This is a genomic window from Kitasatospora sp. NPDC001539, assembly GCF_040298565.1.
Classification (GTDB): Bacteria; Actinomycetota; Actinomycetes; order Streptomycetales; family Streptomycetaceae; genus Kitasatospora.
This window is the reverse complement of the sequence record NZ_JBEPAK010000033.1, coordinates 23,954-39,176: the sequence shown is the minus strand read 5'-3', so window position 1 is coordinate 39,176 and position 15,223 is coordinate 23,954. Positions and strand designations below refer to the sequence as shown.

The 15,223-nt window shown below is 74.6% G+C and carries 17 protein-coding genes; 8 read left to right on the top strand and 9 right to left on the bottom strand.

What is annotated here, in order from left to right; translation table 11 throughout:
- Positions 1 to 65: 65 nt before the first annotated feature.
- On the bottom strand, positions 66 to 893 hold the full coding sequence (locus ABT247_RS08655) for a TIGR03084 family metal-binding protein (RefSeq protein WP_350740077.1): 828 nt from the start codon (positions 891 to 893) through the stop codon (positions 66 to 68).
- A 146-nt stretch (positions 894 to 1,039) separates the two neighbouring features.
- On the opposite strand from ABT247_RS08655, the gene ABT247_RS08650 reads away from it, so the two are divergent.
- On the top strand, positions 1,040 to 1,927 hold the full coding sequence (locus tag ABT247_RS08650; protein ID WP_350740075.1) for a helix-turn-helix transcriptional regulator: 888 nt from the start codon (positions 1,040 to 1,042) through the stop codon (positions 1,925 to 1,927).
- A 4-nt stretch (positions 1,928 to 1,931) separates the two neighbouring features.
- Here the strand turns inward: ABT247_RS08650 and ABT247_RS08645 are convergent, their stop codons facing one another.
- The 3 genes from ABT247_RS08645 to ABT247_RS08635 all read right to left on the bottom strand — a co-directional run bounded on the left by ABT247_RS08645 (position 1,932) and on the right by ABT247_RS08635 (position 4,777).
- The gene (locus ABT247_RS08645; protein ID WP_350740072.1) at positions 1,932 to 3,467 is read right to left on the bottom strand and encodes an AMP-binding protein; all 1,536 of its coding nucleotides are present in this window, start codon (positions 3,465 to 3,467) and stop codon (positions 1,932 to 1,934) included.
- Positions 3,468 to 3,518: 51 nt separating this feature from the next.
- Positions 3,519 to 3,881, bottom strand: a complete 363-nt coding sequence (locus ABT247_RS08640; protein ID WP_350740069.1) for a MerR family transcriptional regulator — start codon at positions 3,879 to 3,881, stop codon at positions 3,519 to 3,521.
- A 110-nt stretch (positions 3,882 to 3,991) separates the two neighbouring features.
- Complete coding sequence (locus ABT247_RS08635; RefSeq protein ID WP_350740066.1) at positions 3,992 to 4,777, bottom strand: SDR family NAD(P)-dependent oxidoreductase; 786 nt, start codon at positions 4,775 to 4,777, stop codon at positions 3,992 to 3,994.
- Positions 4,778 to 4,921: 144 nt separating this feature from the next.
- Between ABT247_RS08635 and ABT247_RS08630 the strand changes: the two genes are divergently transcribed.
- On the top strand, positions 4,922 to 5,545 hold the full coding sequence (locus ABT247_RS08630; RefSeq protein ID WP_350740063.1) for a GNAT family N-acetyltransferase: 624 nt from the start codon (positions 4,922 to 4,924) through the stop codon (positions 5,543 to 5,545).
- Between the two features lie 4 nt (positions 5,546 to 5,549).
- The gene (locus ABT247_RS08625) at positions 5,550 to 5,939 is read left to right on the top strand and encodes a VOC family protein (RefSeq protein ID WP_350740060.1); all 390 of its coding nucleotides are present in this window, start codon (positions 5,550 to 5,552) and stop codon (positions 5,937 to 5,939) included.
- Between the two features lie 26 nt (positions 5,940 to 5,965).
- Here the strand turns inward: ABT247_RS08625 and ABT247_RS08620 are convergent, their stop codons facing one another.
- Complete coding sequence (locus ABT247_RS08620; RefSeq protein ID WP_350740057.1) at positions 5,966 to 6,565, bottom strand: maleylpyruvate isomerase mycothiol-dependent enzyme family protein; 600 nt, start codon at positions 6,563 to 6,565, stop codon at positions 5,966 to 5,968.
- Positions 6,566 to 6,760: 195 nt separating this feature from the next.
- On the opposite strand from ABT247_RS08620, the gene ABT247_RS08615 reads away from it, so the two are divergent.
- Positions 6,761 to 7,408, top strand: a complete 648-nt coding sequence (locus ABT247_RS08615; RefSeq protein ID WP_350740054.1) for an NAD(P)-dependent oxidoreductase — start codon at positions 6,761 to 6,763, stop codon at positions 7,406 to 7,408.
- Between the two features lie 14 nt (positions 7,409 to 7,422).
- On the opposite strand, the gene ABT247_RS08610 is transcribed toward ABT247_RS08615, so the two are convergent.
- The gene (locus ABT247_RS08610; RefSeq protein WP_350740051.1) at positions 7,423 to 8,205 is read right to left on the bottom strand and encodes a dioxygenase family protein; all 783 of its coding nucleotides are present in this window, start codon (positions 8,203 to 8,205) and stop codon (positions 7,423 to 7,425) included.
- 129 nt (positions 8,206 to 8,334) lie between these two features.
- Here ABT247_RS08610 and ABT247_RS08605 point away from each other — a divergent pair, with 129 nt between their 5' ends.
- Positions 8,335 to 8,805: a MarR family winged helix-turn-helix transcriptional regulator gene (locus ABT247_RS08605; RefSeq protein ID WP_350740086.1), complete on the top strand. Its 471-nt coding sequence runs from the start codon at positions 8,335 to 8,337 to the stop codon at positions 8,803 to 8,805.
- 79 nt (positions 8,806 to 8,884) lie between these two features.
- On the opposite strand, the gene ABT247_RS08600 is transcribed toward ABT247_RS08605, so the two are convergent.
- From ABT247_RS08600 to ABT247_RS08590, 3 genes are all read right to left on the bottom strand, one after another.
- Positions 8,885 to 10,150, bottom strand: a complete 1,266-nt coding sequence (locus ABT247_RS08600; RefSeq protein WP_502892410.1) for an RNA polymerase sigma factor — start codon at positions 10,148 to 10,150, stop codon at positions 8,885 to 8,887.
- A 110-nt stretch (positions 10,151 to 10,260) separates the two neighbouring features.
- Complete coding sequence (locus ABT247_RS08595) at positions 10,261 to 10,632, bottom strand: YciI family protein (RefSeq protein ID WP_350740045.1); 372 nt, start codon at positions 10,630 to 10,632, stop codon at positions 10,261 to 10,263.
- 198 nt (positions 10,633 to 10,830) lie between these two features.
- The gene (locus ABT247_RS08590) at positions 10,831 to 12,387 is read right to left on the bottom strand and encodes a PucR family transcriptional regulator (RefSeq protein ID WP_350740042.1); all 1,557 of its coding nucleotides are present in this window, start codon (positions 12,385 to 12,387) and stop codon (positions 10,831 to 10,833) included.
- Between the two features lie 415 nt (positions 12,388 to 12,802).
- Between ABT247_RS08590 and ABT247_RS08585 the strand changes: the two genes are divergently transcribed.
- The 3 genes from ABT247_RS08585 (at position 12,803) to ABT247_RS08575 (ending at position 15,206) form a co-directional block, all read left to right on the top strand.
- Entirely contained in the window at positions 12,803 to 13,240 is a 438-nt protein-coding gene (locus ABT247_RS08585; RefSeq protein ID WP_350740039.1) for a molybdopterin-dependent oxidoreductase, read from the top strand.
- Between the two features lie 180 nt (positions 13,241 to 13,420).
- Positions 13,421 to 13,939 (top strand): GNAT family N-acetyltransferase, encoded by a 519-nt coding sequence (locus ABT247_RS08580; RefSeq protein WP_350740036.1) that lies wholly within the window; start codon positions 13,421 to 13,423, stop codon positions 13,937 to 13,939.
- Positions 13,940 to 14,171: 232 nt separating this feature from the next.
- On the top strand, positions 14,172 to 15,206 hold the full coding sequence (locus ABT247_RS08575) for a sphingomyelin phosphodiesterase (protein WP_350740033.1): 1,035 nt from the start codon (positions 14,172 to 14,174) through the stop codon (positions 15,204 to 15,206).
- Positions 15,207 to 15,223: the final 17 nt, after the last annotated feature.

The following is a 15,223-nucleotide window of genomic DNA, read 5'->3' as shown; positions in this document are numbered from 1 at the left end:
TGCACGCCTCCCAACGCCGCCCCGCCCGCCCTTCGGGCGGACGACGGGGGTTTGAAGACGGGCCCTTAGGCCTGCGGCTGCCGCCCCTTGCCGGGAGCTCCGGCGAAGGCCTGGGCGATCGGGAGCCAGGCGGTGGCGACCGGGCCGGTGGCGGTCAGGGCCAGGTCGTCGCGGTGGCGGCGCTGGGTCACCAGCAGGCAGAAGTCCAGGGCCGGGCCGGTCACCACGTCCGCTGCGCCGGCCGGGCCGAAGGTCCACGTCCCGCCGTCGGGGGCGGTGAGTTCGAGCCGCACCGGGCGGTCCGGCGCGGGCAGTCCGTGGGCGGCGAAGGCGAAGCCGAGGGTGCGCAGCCCCAGGTGGGCGATGTGCCGGAGGCGGGCGGTGGGCTCGCGGGTCGCGCCGAGGGCGTCCGCGACGTCCTGGCCGTGCGCCCAGGTCTCCATCAGCCGGGCGGTGGCCATCGAGGCCGGCTTCATCGGCGGGCCGAACCAGGCCAACCGGACGTCGGCCGGGGCGGAGCCGAGTGCGGCGAGCACCTCCGCCCGGCCGGCCCGCCAGCGGGCGAGCAACTGCGCGGGCCCGGCGGCCGCACCCTCCCGGGCGCCCTCCTCGACCGGGTCGGCGCCGGGGGCCAGCCGTTCGACGGCGCTGCCGAAGGCCGTGGTGAAACCCTCCGGATCCCGTGCGGCCAGGACCGTCCAGTCGTCGGTCCAGGCCAGGTGGGCGATCTGGTGCGCGACCGTCCACCCCTCGGCGGGGGTCGGCCGGGCCCAGTCCTCGGGCGCCAGTGCGGCCACCAGGTCGTCCAGGACGTCGCTCTCGGCCGCCAGATCGGCCAGCAGGCCGTGCAGGACGTCCGCCGGGGGCCGAGTCGGGGTGCTCGGGTCGGTCATCGGCTTCCCTTCCGATCAAGGCAGTTGCTACCCGCGGGTAGTCTCGGCGGCACCCTACGCCGGGCCGGCCGCCGACGCCCGCCACTCCACGAAACACGCACGTCAGAACTCTCGCCACCGGCCGAGCCCCGTGTGACAATCGCGCGATGACGAGCGCGGACACCCCCCGAGCTGCGCGACCGTACGGTGACGCCGCCCGGGCCCACGCCTCCGGACCCGCCGCGCGGGCGGCCGCCACCCGGCCCGCCGACCCCCGGGCCGTCGCCCTCCTGCCGGGCGCCCTCCTGCCGGGCGCCCCCCGACCCGCCGCCCGGACCGACGACCCGGAACTCGCCGCCCGCGCCGCCGAACTGGTGCGGGACGCGGTGCTCGGCGACCTCGCCCGCCGGGTGGTGGCGGAGTGCGGCGCGGACGTCGGGCTGGTCGGCGTCCCCGAGCTGCTGCCGGGGCGGGGGAGGGGCGACGAGGGCATGGTGCTGCGCCACTGGGCGGGCACCCGGGCGGACCTGCTGCACAACGTGGCCGTCCCGGCCGGCCTCGGTCTCGGTGGGCGCGCGCTGGTCGAGCGCGCGCCCACCTGGGTGCCCGACTACCGCGCGGCGACGACCATCTCGCACCACTACGACGCGGCGGTGGCCGCCGAGGACCTGTACGCGATGCTGACCGTCCCCCTGCTGGACGGCGCCACCGTGCACGGCGTGGTGTACGCCTCGGTGCGCGCCGTGGTGCCATTCGGGGACGTCCGGATCTCCGCCGTCGGCGCGCTGGCCAGGGCCGCGTCCCGGGCGCTCGCCGGGGCCGCCGCCTGGAGCCGGGAGCGGCCCCGGCCGGCCCCCGCGAGGGCGTTGACCCCGCGCGAGCACGAGGTGCTGCGCTGGGCGGCGACCGGCCGGACCAACCCGGAGATCGCCGCCCGCCTGGGCCTGACCTGCAACACCGTGACCGGCTACCTCAAGTCCGCGATGCACAAGCTCGGTGTCCGCAACCGGACCGAACTCGCCGTCGCCGCCCGGGAAGCCGGGCTGGTCCGCTGACGGGTCAGTTGACCTGCCGCTCGCGCCCCGTCCAGTACGGCTCGCGCAGCCGGAACTTCTGCAGCTTCCCGGTGGCGGTGCGCGGCAGCGCGTCCCGGAACTCCACCGAGGTGGGCGACTTGTAGCCGGCCAGCCGCTGCTTGCAGTGCGCGATCAGCTCCGCCTCGGTGACGTCCCCCCGGCCCTCCCGGAGCACCACCAGCGCCTTGACCGTCTCGCCCCACTTCTCGTGGGGCACCCCGATCACCGCCGCCTCGGCCACCGCCGGGTGGCTGTAGAGGCAGTCCTCCACCTCGATCGAGGAGACGTTCTCCCCGCCGCTGATGATGACGTCCTTCTTCCGGTCGGAGATGGTCAGTTGGCCGTCGGTGAGGGTGCCGCCGTCGCCGGTGTGGAACCAGCCGTCGCGCAGCGCCTCGGCGGTGGCCTCGGGCTGCTGCCAGTAGCCGTCCAGCACGGTGTTGGAGCGCACCAGCACCTCGCCGGAGGGGTCGACCCGCAGCTGGGTGCCGAGCGCCGGGGCACCGGCCTGCACCAGTCTCTCGGCCCGCTCGGCGGCCGGCAGGGCGTCCCACTCGGCGCGCGAGCGGTTGACGGTCACGATCGGGGCGGTCTCGGTCAGGCCGTAGAGCTGCATGAACTCCCAGCCCAGGTGCTCCTCGACCTGCTGCACCACCGAGGTCGGCGGCGGCGCGCCGGCCACGATCATCCGCACCCGGTCCCGGCCGGGCACCGGGCCGTCCCAGTCGGCCGCCGCGTCCAGCACCATCTGGACCACGGCGGGCGCGCCGGACAGGAAGGTCACCCCGTGCCGCTCGACCCGGCGCAGGATCTCCGCGCCGTCGACCTTGCGCAGCACGATGTGCCGCGCGCCGAGGCCGGTGAGCGAGAACGGCAGGCCCCAGCCGTTGGCGTGGAACATCGGCAGGGTGTGCAGGTACACGTCCCGGTCGTTCGCGCCGTAGTGCAGGCCCATCAGGGTCGCGTTCAGCCAGATGTTGCGGTGGGTCAGCTGGACGCCCTTGGGGCGGGCGGTGGTTCCGCTGGTGTAGTTGACGGTGGCGGTGTCGTTCTCGGAGATCGCGTACCGGCGCGGCTCGTTGGCGAAGTCGTGGAGCACGGCGTCGCTGTCCGCACCGAGCACGAACTTGTGCTTGGCCACCACCCCGTCCAGCGCGTCGGCGAGTTCGGGGTCGACGAGCAGCACGGTGGCGCCGCTCTGCTCGACGATGTACGCGACCTCCTCGGCCTTCAGCCGGAAGTTCACCGGCACCAGCACCCGGCCGTACCCGCTCACCCCGAAGAAGGAGGTCAGCAGCCGGGCCGAGTTGTGCGAGACGATCGCGACCCGCTCGCCGGGCCCGACGCCGAGCCGGTCCAGCCCGGCCGCCTGGGCGCGGGCGAGTTCGGCGATCCGTCGGTAGCTCAGCTCGCCCCAGGATTCGGCAGGCTGCACCGGCTCGTCGACGATGCCGACCCGGTCGCCGTAGACCAGCTCGGCCCGGTCGAGGAAGTCCATCACGGAGAGTGGAATCTGCATGCGCCCACTGTCCTCTCCCGCCCGCCCGCTGCACACCCCCGATCGGGGGTGTCACCCGTGCGCGCGGCTCCCGGCGGCGGCCAGCGCCGCCACCAGCCGGTCCCGGGTCTCGGTCTGGGCGGCGATCCGGGCCTCCAGCACCGCGAGCCGCTCCCGGACGGTGCGCAGCACCCGCTCGGACGGCGGTCGGGAGAGCACGTCGCCGTCCAGGCAGCCCAGCAGCGGCCGGAGGTCCTCCAGGGTCAGCCCGGCGCCGACCAGCGCGCGGATGTTGCGCACCCGCACGACCGCCGACTCGCCGTACTCCCGGTAGCCGTTGGCGGCGCGCTCGGAGTGGATCAGCCCGGCCTGTTCGTAGTGCCGCAGCGCCCGGGCGGTGCTGCCCGTCCGCTCCGCCAGCTCACCGATCCGCATCCCGCACCGCCCTCGCCACCCGCACTCCGTCCCCCCCCCGCCCGCACTCCGTCCCCACCGTCCGCACCGCCCCACTGGCCGTCAGCCCGCCGGCCGTTGAGGCCACCCTCCTAGCCCACCAGCGCGCCCCCGTCGACCGACAACACTACGCCGGTGACGAACGAGGCCTGCGGGGCGGCGAGTCGGGTGATCGCCCAGGCCACCTCCTCCGGCCGGCCGATCCGGCCCAGCGGGGTGTGCGCGATCTGCCACGACCGCACCGCGGCCTGCTGGCCGGGGCCGTACCCCGCGTGGTCGCCGATCGGGGTCTCGATCGCCCCGGGCGCCACCGCGACCACCCGAACGCCGCGCGGCGCCAGCTCCACCGCCCAGCTGCGGGTGACCGTCTCCAGCGCGGCCTTGCTCGCCGCGTACACCGCGTTGGACGGCCAGCCGCGCTGCCCGACGGCGGTGCTGACGTTGACGACCACGCCCCGGCTGTCGGCCAGCGCCGGGAGCGCGGCCTGCCCGAGCAGGACCGGGGCGACCAGGTTGACCGACAGCAGCTCCTCGATCCCCGCCCGGTGGTAGCCGCCGAGACCCTGGCCGCCCTGCACGATCCCGGCGTTGTTGACCAGGACGTCCAGCCGCCCGTACCGCTCCAGGGCGGCCCCGACGATCCGCTCCGGCGCGTCCGGCCCGGTGACGTCCGCGACCAGCGGCTCGATCAGCCCGGGGTGGGTGCTCGCCGTCTCGGCCAGCGGCCCGGGCCGCCGCCCGACCGCCAGCACCCGGGCCCCCTCGGCCGCGAACGCCCGCGCGGTCGCCCGCCCGATCCCCGTCCCGGCCCCGGTGACCACCACGGCCCGCTGCTGCTCCGTCATGTCCTCGTCGCCCATGTCGCTCATGTCGCTCATGCGGGCAACCCTCCGACCCTGCCGCCAGTGTCAAGGTCAAACCGGCCTGTCGGCGGCCGCGCGTCCGGTGGGAGGATCACGAGGATCACGAGGGTCACGAGGACCCATTCTGCTGACCACGCACGGCCACGGGGGAGAACAGCTATGACTGACCGACGGACGGATCCGGTGCCGGGCGCGGCGGCGCGGCGGAGCGCCCGGAGCGCGGGCACGGCGCCCCTCACCGTGCCGCCCCCGACGGCAGACGGCCTGCTGCTGCGCCCCTTCGAGGACGCCGACGCCCCCGCCCTCCTCGAGGCCTACCGGGACGAGACCCTGCGCCGTTTCACCCACACCTCGCTGTCCGGCCCGGAGCAGGCCGCACGCTGGCTTGGCCGGCAGTACGAGGGCCGGGCGGCCGGCACCCGCTACGCCTTCGCCGTCCTCGACGACGGCGCCCTGGTCGGCAACGTCGTGCTCAAGCGCGGCACCCCGGGCGGGGAGACGGCCGAGGTGGGGTACTGGACGGTGGCCCGGGCACGCGGCCGGGGGGTGGCCCCGCGCGCCGTGCAGGCCCTCACCGCCTGGGCCTTCGAGGTGTTCGCCGAGGACGGCCTGCTGCGGATCGACCTGCTGCACGCGGGGGACAACGACGCCTCCTGCCGGGTGGCGGAGAAGAGCGGTTACGCCTTCACGGAGATCGTCCCGGCCTTCCCCCCGTATCCGCTCGACGGTCACCGGCACACCCGGAAACGGCTGGACGGCCCCGGACGGTGCGGGACACAGTAGGCGCATGGCTTCTCTGGTGCGACACGTGACGATCGACTGCGCCGACCCGCACGCCCTGGCCGGATTCTGGGCCCGGGTGCTGGACGGCACCGTGGGCGAGGACGACAACCCGGGTGACGAGGAGGCGGTGGTGGAGTCCGCCGGCGCCTCGCTGCTGTTCATCCGGGTGCCCGAGGGCAAGGCGGTGAAGAACCGGGTGCACCTCGACCTCCAGCCGCAGGACCGCAGCCGGGACGAGGAGGTGGCGCGCCTGGTGGCGCTGGGAGCGACCGTCCTGGCGGACCACCGCACCCCGGACGGCAAGGGCTGGGTCACCCTGGCCGATCCGGAGGGCAACGAGCTGTGCGTCGAGCGCAGCAGGGCCGAGCGCGCCGCCACCACGGGCGACGCGTAGCGGCCCCGGCCGCTCGGTCCGGCCGCTCAGTCCGGCCACTCTCCCCGGGCCGCCCGCCAGACCCACGAGGTCTTGCGCGGGCGGCCGTTCAGCTCCCCGCGCCCGGTGCACCAGAGCAGGACGTCCCCCGGGTGGGTGTCCGGGTCCTCCGGGGCGTCCGGGAAGAGCCGGGCGAGCACGAAGCGGCTCGCCGCCCCGGGTAGCTGCCAGTCCAGGCCGAGGCCGAGCGAGATGTCATGGGTGTGCAGCACCAGCTCCGCCACGCCCATCGCCGCGAACCCGATCGGGTCGCAGGGGCCGTGGTGGTACGCGCGCAGGTCGTCCGTGGACGCGTCGAGGGCGTGGCCCAGCAGCTGCCCGGCGGCGGTGAGGACGGCCAGCACCTGCTGGGGGTCGGCCTCCGGGCGGACGGTGAGGTCGAACGGCAGGTACCGGTCCCTGGGCCGGGCGGCGAGCTGGCCGGCGTAGGCGAGCAGGTCGTGGGCGATGTGGGCGGCCGTGTCGCGGCAGCTCCACTCCAGCGGCCCGGCGGGGACGGTCCAGTCGCGGTCCCGGGCGTGCGGGGCGAGCACCTGCAGACACTCCTCCAGGGCCTCCCGTACGGGGTCCCCGTGCATGACGGTCATTCTTCCTGCCGTTTCCTCGAACGTGCTTCCGACGTGCCGTCACACGATAGGCCCAGCCCCCGGAGCCGCCGCCGGAGGGCCGCCGGACAATTGATCCGTTCCCCATCCCTCGTCGTCCGGCGCGCTCCCCGTCACCCGGCACCCCGGCCCGAACCGCCGGGCGGCTCCCGACCCTCCCAGGCAGGCAGGTATCCCATGGCCAGCATCGCCGTCATCGGCGCCAACGGCAGCATCGGCAGTGCCGTCGTCACGGAGGCCGCGGCCCGCGGGCACGACGTCACCGCGGTGGTCCGCGACCCGGCCCGCTACCGGGGCGGGACCGCTTCCGTGGAGCGCGGCGACGTGCTGGACCCGGCCGACGTCGCCCGGGTCGCGCGCGGCCGAGACGTCCTGGTCAGTGCCGTCGGCGGTGGCGACGGCCCCGGCCACGCGGCGCTGATCGAGCCCGCTGCGCGCTCCCTGGTCGAGGGCCTGCGCGCGCTCGGCGACGCGGCGCCCCGGCTGGTCGTGGTCGGCGGCGCGGGCAGCCTGGAGACGGCGCCGGGCGTGCGGGTCTGGGACGCGCCGGGCCTGCCGGAGCCGATCCTGCAGATCATGCACGCCCACGGTGCGGCGCTGGACTACTTCCGGACGGTCTCCGACGTCCGCTGGACGGTGCTCAGCCCGTCCGCCGAGATCGGCCCGGGGGAGCGGACCGGCCGCTACCGGACGGGCCTGGAGCAGCTGCTCAGCGACGCCGGGGGCCGCAGCCGGATCTCCGTGCCGGACTACGCGGTCGCCCTGGTGGACGAGATCGAGCAGCCCGAGCACATCGGCGAGCGCTTCACCTGCTGCGCGACGTGACCCACCGGCGCCGGTCAGCCCAGCTGGATCGACCGCTTGGCCAGCCCCATCCAGAACCCGTCGATCACGCTGCGCTGGCTGCCGAGGTCGGCCTCGCCGGCACCGAGGGTGACGAACAGCGGGGCGAAGTGCTCGGTGCGAGGGTGGGCGAGGCGCCCGGCCGGGGCCTTGTGCTCGAAGTCGAGCAGTGCGTCCAGGTCCTGGGCGTCCAGGGCGCGCCGGCCCCAGTCGTCGAACTCGGCCATCACCGAGGTGACCCGGCCGTCGCTGCTGAGTGCCCGCAGGTTGTGGGTGAAGAAGCCGCTGCCGATGATCAGCACGCCCTCGTCGCGCAAGGGGGCGAGCCGGCGGCCGATCTCCAGCAGGCGCTGGGGGTCGAGGGTGGGCATGGAGATCTGCAGCACCGGGATGTCCGCCGCGGGGAACATCTCCACGAGCGGCACGTACGCGCCGTGGTCGAGGCCTCGGTCGGGGACGTCCTGGACCGGTCTGCCGGGGGCACGCAACAGCTTGCGCACGCGCTCGGCGAGGATCGGCGCGCCGGGGGCGGCGTACTGCACCCGGTAGTAGTGCTCGGGGAAGCCCCAGAAGTCGTAGACCAGCGGTCGGGTGGTGACGGCGCCGACGGCGAGCGGGGCCTCCTCCCAGTGGGCGGAGACCATCAGGACGGCGGTGGGGCGCGGCAGGTCGGCCGACCAGGCGGCCAGTTCCCCGGGCCAGACCGGGTCGTCGGCGAGCGGTGGCGCGCCGTGCGACAGGTACAGGGCGGGCATGCGCTCGGTGGCCGTGGCGCTCATGGCGTCCTCCTCGGTGCCGGCTCGGGGCGAGTGGGTCGGCGCTGGTAGTTCAAATTTGAACCTCTGCTCTCGACGGTACAACTTCGTTCGAATTTGAACAACGGGAGTAGGCTTCACCCCATGTCCTCACTGAACGAACCCCGCTGGCTCGACCAGGACGAGATGGCCGCCTGGCGGGGCTTCGTCGTCGCGAGCAACCTGCTCAACCGCCGGCTGGAGCGCCAGCTGAAGGAGGACTCCGGTCTCTCGCACCAGCAGTACGAGATCCTGGTGCACCTGTCCGCCGCCCCGGGTGACGCGCTCCGGATGACCGAGCTGGCCGAGAAGCTGGTCACCTCCAAGAGCGGTCTGACCTACCAGGTCACCCAGCTGGAGCGGATGGGCCTGGTCGGCCGCCGCTCCTGCCCCAGCGACGTGCGCGGCGTCATCGCCGAACTCACCGACCAGGGGCGGGAGATGATCCGCCGGGCCGCCCCCGGCCACGTCGCCCTGGTGCGCGAACTGCTGATCGACGTGCTCACCCGCGAGCAGCTGGCCGTCCTCGCCGAGGGCCTCGGAGAGGTCAGCGCCCGACTCCGCCGGGACGAAACCCCGCAGTAGCCCTCACCCGCCGACACCGCAGCCTCACCGCCGGCGCGCCCTCACCCGCCGACACCGCCGCCCCACCGCCGGCGCGCCCTCAGCCGGAGGCGCCGCCCTCAGCCGGCGCCGCCGCCCCGCCCGCCGACGCGGCCCGTTCCCGCAGCAGCTCCCGCTCCCGCTCGTTGCGGGTCAGCTCCGCCGCCCGCGCGAACTCCGCCCGCGCCTCCGCCGCCCGCCCCAGTCGGAGCAGCAGATCACCCCGCACGCTCGGCAGCAGGTGGTACTCGCGCAGGGCGGGTTCCGCCGCCAGCGCGTCCACCAGCTCCAGGGCGGCCGCCGGGCCCTGGGCCATCGAGACGGCCACCGCCCGGTTCAGCGCCACCACCGGCGAGGGCGTCAGCGCGAGCAGCCGCCCGTAGAGGGCGGCGATCATGGCCCAGTCGGTGTCCTCGTATCGCCGGGCCTTGGCGTGGCAGGCGGCGATCGCGGCCTGAACCGAGTAGGGCCCGGTGCCCGCCCGCCGGAGCGCGTCGAAGCCGCGGCGGACCAGCAGCCCGTCCCAGCGGTCCCGGTTCTGCTCGGCCAGCAGCACCGGCCGCCCGTCAGCCCCGGTCCGGGCGGCCGTCCGGGAGGCCTGGAACTCCAGCAGCGCGGCCAGCCCGTGCGCCTCCGGCTCGCCGGGCACCAGCGCGGCCAGTACCCGGGCCAGCCGCAGCGCCTCCTCGCACAGCTGGGGGCGCAGCAGGTCGTCCCCGGCGGTGGCCGAGTAGCCCTCGTTGAAGACCAGGTACACGACCTCCAGGACGGAGGAGAGCCGCTGCGCCCGGTCCTCGCCGTACGGCACCTCGAACGGCACGCCCGCCTTGGCGAGCGTCCGCTTCGCCCGGACGATCCGCTGCGCCACCGTCGCCTCGGGCACCAGGAACGCCCGGGCGATCTCCGGGGTGGTCAGCCCGCCGAGCAGTCGCAGGGTGAGCGCGATCCGGGCGGGCGCGGACAGCACCGGGTGGCAGGCGGTGAAGATCAGCCGCAGCAGGTCGTCGTCGATGTCGTCCGGTTCGACCGGCTCCGGCGGCGGCACGTCCTCCACCGCCCGCCCCACCTCGGCGAGTTTGCGGGCGTAGACCTCCCGGCGGCGCACCAGGTCGATCGCCCGCCGCTTGGCGGTGGCCGTCAGCCAGGCGCCCGGGTTGTCCGGCACGCCGTCGCGCGGCCACTGCTCCAGCGCGGCCACCAGGGCGTCCTGCGCCAGTTCCTCGGCGATGCCCACGTCCCGGACGATCCGGGCGACCGCGGCGATGATCCGCGCGGACTCGATCCGGAACACCGTCTCCACGGCCACGGCCGCATCCCTCTCCGTCACGGCCACCCATCAGAGCAGCCGGTGCGGGGGGAGGCAAACCGCCCCGGGAGGCATCAGGAGCAACGGTGGCGACGGCCGTGCCGGATTGGTGGCAGCGGCGGCGCCGCCCGTTACTGCGGGGGCTGGGGCATCTCGTCGATCTGCCGGACCTCCGCCTCGACGGCCCAGTTCGCCGGGTGGGTCCGCAGGAAGCGGCGGGTCCACTCCAGGGCCTCGGCCTTGTCCTTGCACTGCATGATGGCGTAGCCGCCGATGACCTCCTTGGTCTCGGTGAACGGCCCGTCGGTGTAGCCGATCTTCCCGTCGTTCCAGCTCAGCCGGGTGCCCTCGGCGGTCGGGGTCAGTCCTGCGGTCTCCAGCATCACCCCGGCCTTGGTGATCTCCTCGAACAGCGCCCCCATCCGCTGCTCGAACTCCGGGTCCGGCTCCCAGCCGGCGCGGGCGTTCTCGTCGATGCGGATCAGCGTCATGAAGCGCGGCACGGTGACTCCTCGGTCGTACGGGCGGGGCCTCTCCCCGCCTTCCACCCCGTGCGTCGATCGGGCCGGCGCCGGATCGACACCGCCGCGAGGAAATTTTTTTCGCCGGTTCCCGGAGCGGACCTCCCGTGGCCCGTCGCAACGGGGCGGGGCCCGAGCGGTCGGCGAGCGGCAGGCAGCCGGCCCGGCCCGCCGAGCGCTTCAGTGCCCCACGGGCTGGGGAGCGCACAGCAGCGCCGCCCGCAGGTCGATCCGGTCGCGCAGCCGGGCCAGGTTGCGACCGGTCAGCTCCTCGATCCGGCGGATCCGGTAGTGCACGGTGTTGACGTGGATGTGCAGGGACTCCGCCGTCCGGGCCCAGGAGCCGTCGTGGTCCAGGAACACCGCGAGCGTCCCCAGCAGCGAGACGCTGTTCTCGTCGTCGTGGGCGGCCAGCGGGGCCAGCAGCCGGGCGTGGAACGCGGCCGTCACCTCCGGCGGGATGCCGCGCAACAGCCCGTCCAGCGAGTCCAGTTCGGCTGCGGTGGCGACCGGCCCGGGCGCGCCCGCGAGCACGTACCGGGCCTGGACGAGTGCCGCGCGCAAGGAGTCCGGGGTGGGCCGGGCGGCCGGGCCGACGCCGATCCGCAGGGTGCGCCGGCCGCTCAGCCGGGCCTGGAGCGCGGGCCGTGCCCGGTGCAGCCGGTCGGCGACCCGTTCGACGGGCGCGGCCACCAGCGCGGCGGTCAGCCCGGCGCGGTCGGTGCCCGCCGCGTACGGCGCCGCCAGCGGGTGCAGCGCCTCGGCGAGGGCGTGCGCGGCCCAGCCGGGCGGCACCTCCTCGCCGGACCGGCCGGGGTCGATCCGGGCGCTGACCGCGACCAGCGGTCCGGCGTCGTCCAGCCCGCAGGCCGCCAGCGGATCGGCGAGCCGCCCGTCGTCGGCGAGGGCGTCCAGCAGCCGTCCGGCGGCCCGGCGCCGGGCGGCCGCCGCGGCACGGGCGCGGACGGCGAGCGGGGCGAGCAGTTCGGCCAGGCCGTGCAGCACCGGTTCGGCGGCCGCGGTGCTCGGATGGGCCCGCAGGCGCCAGCCGTCGAAGGGGGAGCCGTCCTGCGGGCCGACCGCCAGCCCGGCGTCGCCGCGCCCGGCGTCCCGACGCCCGGCGTCGCCGCGTCCGGCGGGCGGTGCCGGCGGCACCGGCGGCACGTGCGGGGCGCTCGGCGCGACCGGGACGACGGCACGGCCGCCGGTCGTGCTGAGCGAGCAGTCCGGCAGCCCGAGCCGGCCGACCGCGTGCGCGAGCACCTCGCCGGGCCCGGCCTCCGCACGGACGAGATCGAGCAGTTCGCGCCGGACGGTCTCCGGAATGGCCGCGGTGTCCTGCGCCCCGGCCCGCAGGTCGCCCCAGAGTCGGAGGTACACCCGGTCGGTGACGGCCCGGAAGCTCACGCCGGCGGGCACCGCGAGCAGTGGGATGCCGTGGGTGCGGCAGGCCTCGGCGAGGCTGTCCGGGATGCTGCCGTGGGTGCCCTCGCCGGCGAGCAGCGCGGCCACGCCCGCGCTGCGCAGCGCGGTGGCGAAGCGCAGGGCGCCGGAGGTGTCGGCGGGCTGCCACCAGACCAGGCCGGTGAGCACCAGTTCGCCGGGCTGGAGGTAGCGGGCCGGGTCCTGGAGGTCGGTGGAGCTCACGCCGGTGACGGGGCGGTCGAGCAGCTCGGGGGTGCTCCAGGCCAGTCGGATGGACAGTTCGTCGAGGTGCAGCAGGTCGCGGACGATCATCTCTTGCTCGCTCTCGCCCGGTGTCGGGGTGGTACGTCGTGCGCACCGGGGTCCGCGCGGCGCTCGTCGCGTGGCACTCGCAGGTGCGAGGTCCGGTGTCGTCCTCGCATCGTAAATGCCAGTGGCGAAGCCGAGAATCTTCTTGTCGGATCATCCAGGGAAGGGGCTTCGGACTGGTGCCCGGAACCAGTCGTCCCCCCGATTGCCGCGTTGCTTCAATCGGTGTGGGGCGCGCCGAGCCGTCTCCTCCGGTGCGCCCCCACCACCGGCTCGCTCCTGCAAGTCGTCATGCCGAACTGTCATCGCATCCGCTGCTGAAAGTCGGCATTCAGCCTTGCACCTGCGAATGTCCGGGCTCCCCCTCGGGTAACCCTCCTCCCGGGCCGCAGCGAGGCGGTCCGGGAGGAGGAGGACGATGACCCCTGCCAGACCCACCGTCCGGTTGCACGGACACCTGGACGAGCCCGCCGAGCTGACCGTCGACCAGCTGCGCACCCTCCCCGTGCACCGGGTCGAGGTCAGCTTCGACTGCCTGACCGAGGGCGAGCAGCGCCACGGCTACGAGGGCCCGGCTCTGCTGGACGTCCTGCTCGCCGCCCGCCCGCGGATCGACTTCTCCGGCCGCAAGCAGCGGCTGCGCTTCCTGCTCGACGTGGTCGGCGCCGACGGCCACCGGGCCGTGGTCTCCTGGGCCGAGATCGATCCCGACTTCGGCGGGCGCCGGATCCTGCTCGCCACCAGCATGGACGGCGCCCCGCTGGACGCCACCGGCCCGCAACTGGTCGTCCCCGACGACCACTGCGGCGCCCGCTACGTCAGCGCCGTCACCGCCGTCCGGCTGGGACGCGTCTGACACCCGGCGCGCCCGGCCCGACCTCCGGACCCGTCGGCCCGGACCTCCGGACCCGTCGGCCCGGCCCCGCGCCCGACGGGAAACGCCCGACCCGCCTCCCCCCGGCCACCGGGTCCCGGGACGCCGACGGTCAGCCGAAACCGCTCGCCGCAGCAGGCTTTCCGTGCCAACATGCCCCGTATGGGGACGATTCTGCACGGCACCCTGGTCACCCTCCGTCCGGCCACCGCGGACGACATCCCGGCGCTGGTGGCGATCCGCAGCACGCCCGAGGTGTTCGCCCGCTGGCGCGGTGGTGACGACCTGGCCGACGAGGTCGCGAGGGACCTGGACTCGCCCGACACCGAGACCTTCGCGATCGACCTCGGCGGCAAGGTGGTCGGTGCCGTCCAGTGGTACGCCAACAACGACGACGACTACCGGCACGCCGGGATGGACCTCTTCCTGGACCCTTCGGTGCACGGCCTGGGCCTGGGCACCGACGCGGTGCGCACCATGGCCCGCCACCTGGTGCACGACCACCACTACCACCGGCTGGTGATCGACCCGGCCGCGGACAACGCCGCCGCGATCCGCTGCTACGCCAAGGTCGGCTTCCGCCCGGTGGGCACCATGCGGCAGTACGAGCGCGGCCCGGACGGCAGCTGGCACGACAACCTGCTGATGGACCTGCTCGCGGACGAACTGCTGGACGGCTGACGGAGGCTCACGGCGCCCCCGGCCCCGGCGCGAGGGTGTACAGACATCTTCTTCGCCACCCGCCCCGAGCTGTACAGACATCTCATGGCCACATGATCGGTCGGAACCGATCGCCTGGCGTTCTTCCCGAAGTACCGAGCGGTAGCTAGCGTTCCCCCGCCAATCCCCGGCAGCCGGTCACCCCGGCGCCGGGCCCCACCGATTGACGGATCCCTCCCCCAGGAGAACGCTCATGCTCTCGCGCCGCACGGCCACCGCCCTCACCTCGGCGGCCGCCGCCGCACTGCTGCTCGGAGGCACCGGCCCGACCGCCTCCGCCACCACGGCGAGCCCGACCACGCTCTCCGTCTTCGCCTTCAACGTCGACCTCGGCACCGCCATCGTCGACAGCACCCAGAACGAGCAGGCCGCCCGCCGCACCCCCGTGATCGAGCAGATCGTCCGTCAGCACAACGCCGACGTCGTCATCCTGGATGAGCAGTTCAACAACAGCTCGACCGCCGACATCAACAGCAAGCTCGCCGACCTCTACCCCTACCGCACCCCGGTGGTCGGTGGCACCTGCTCCGGCGGCGGCTGGACCGGCATCAGCGGCAACTGCTCCAACTCGTGGTTCGTCATCAACGGCGGCACGATGATCCTCTCCAAGTACCCGATCGCCGCCCAGTACGCCCACGTCTTCAGCAACTCCACCTACGGCACCTGGGACTACCACGCCAACAAGGGCGCGGCGCTGGTGCAGGTGAAGAAGAACGGCACCACCTCCTGGGTGGTCGGCACCCACCTCCAGGCCGACGAGTCCGACGTCTCCACCGACACCACCCAGTCCACCCGGCTCGGCCAGCTCGCCGAGATCCGCGCCTGGGTCGACGGGATCGTCGGCAGCAGCGCCCCGGTGCTGATCGGCGGCGACCTCAACGTCGAGTACTTCCACGGCCGGAGCCGCGGCGACTACGCCGACGCCCAGAACGCGGTGAACGGCGTCCTCGGCACCCCGGCCACCGTCCCCGGCCAGGACCGCACCACCATGGACTGCGCGGTCTCCTCCTGGTGCCAGTACATGTCGGGCGTCGAGACCTTCCCGAAGGACTACCGGGACGACCTCGACTACATCGGCTACCTCAACGCCCCGGGCCGCCCGGTGCCGGCCGGGATGTCCGGGGTCAAGGTCGACTTCGACCCGCAGGCCGGCTGGGCGCCGGGCCTGCTGGACACCAACGCGCCCAGCGACCACTACCCGGTCGAGGCCACCTTCCAGCTGAACTGACCGGCACCGAGGCCGTC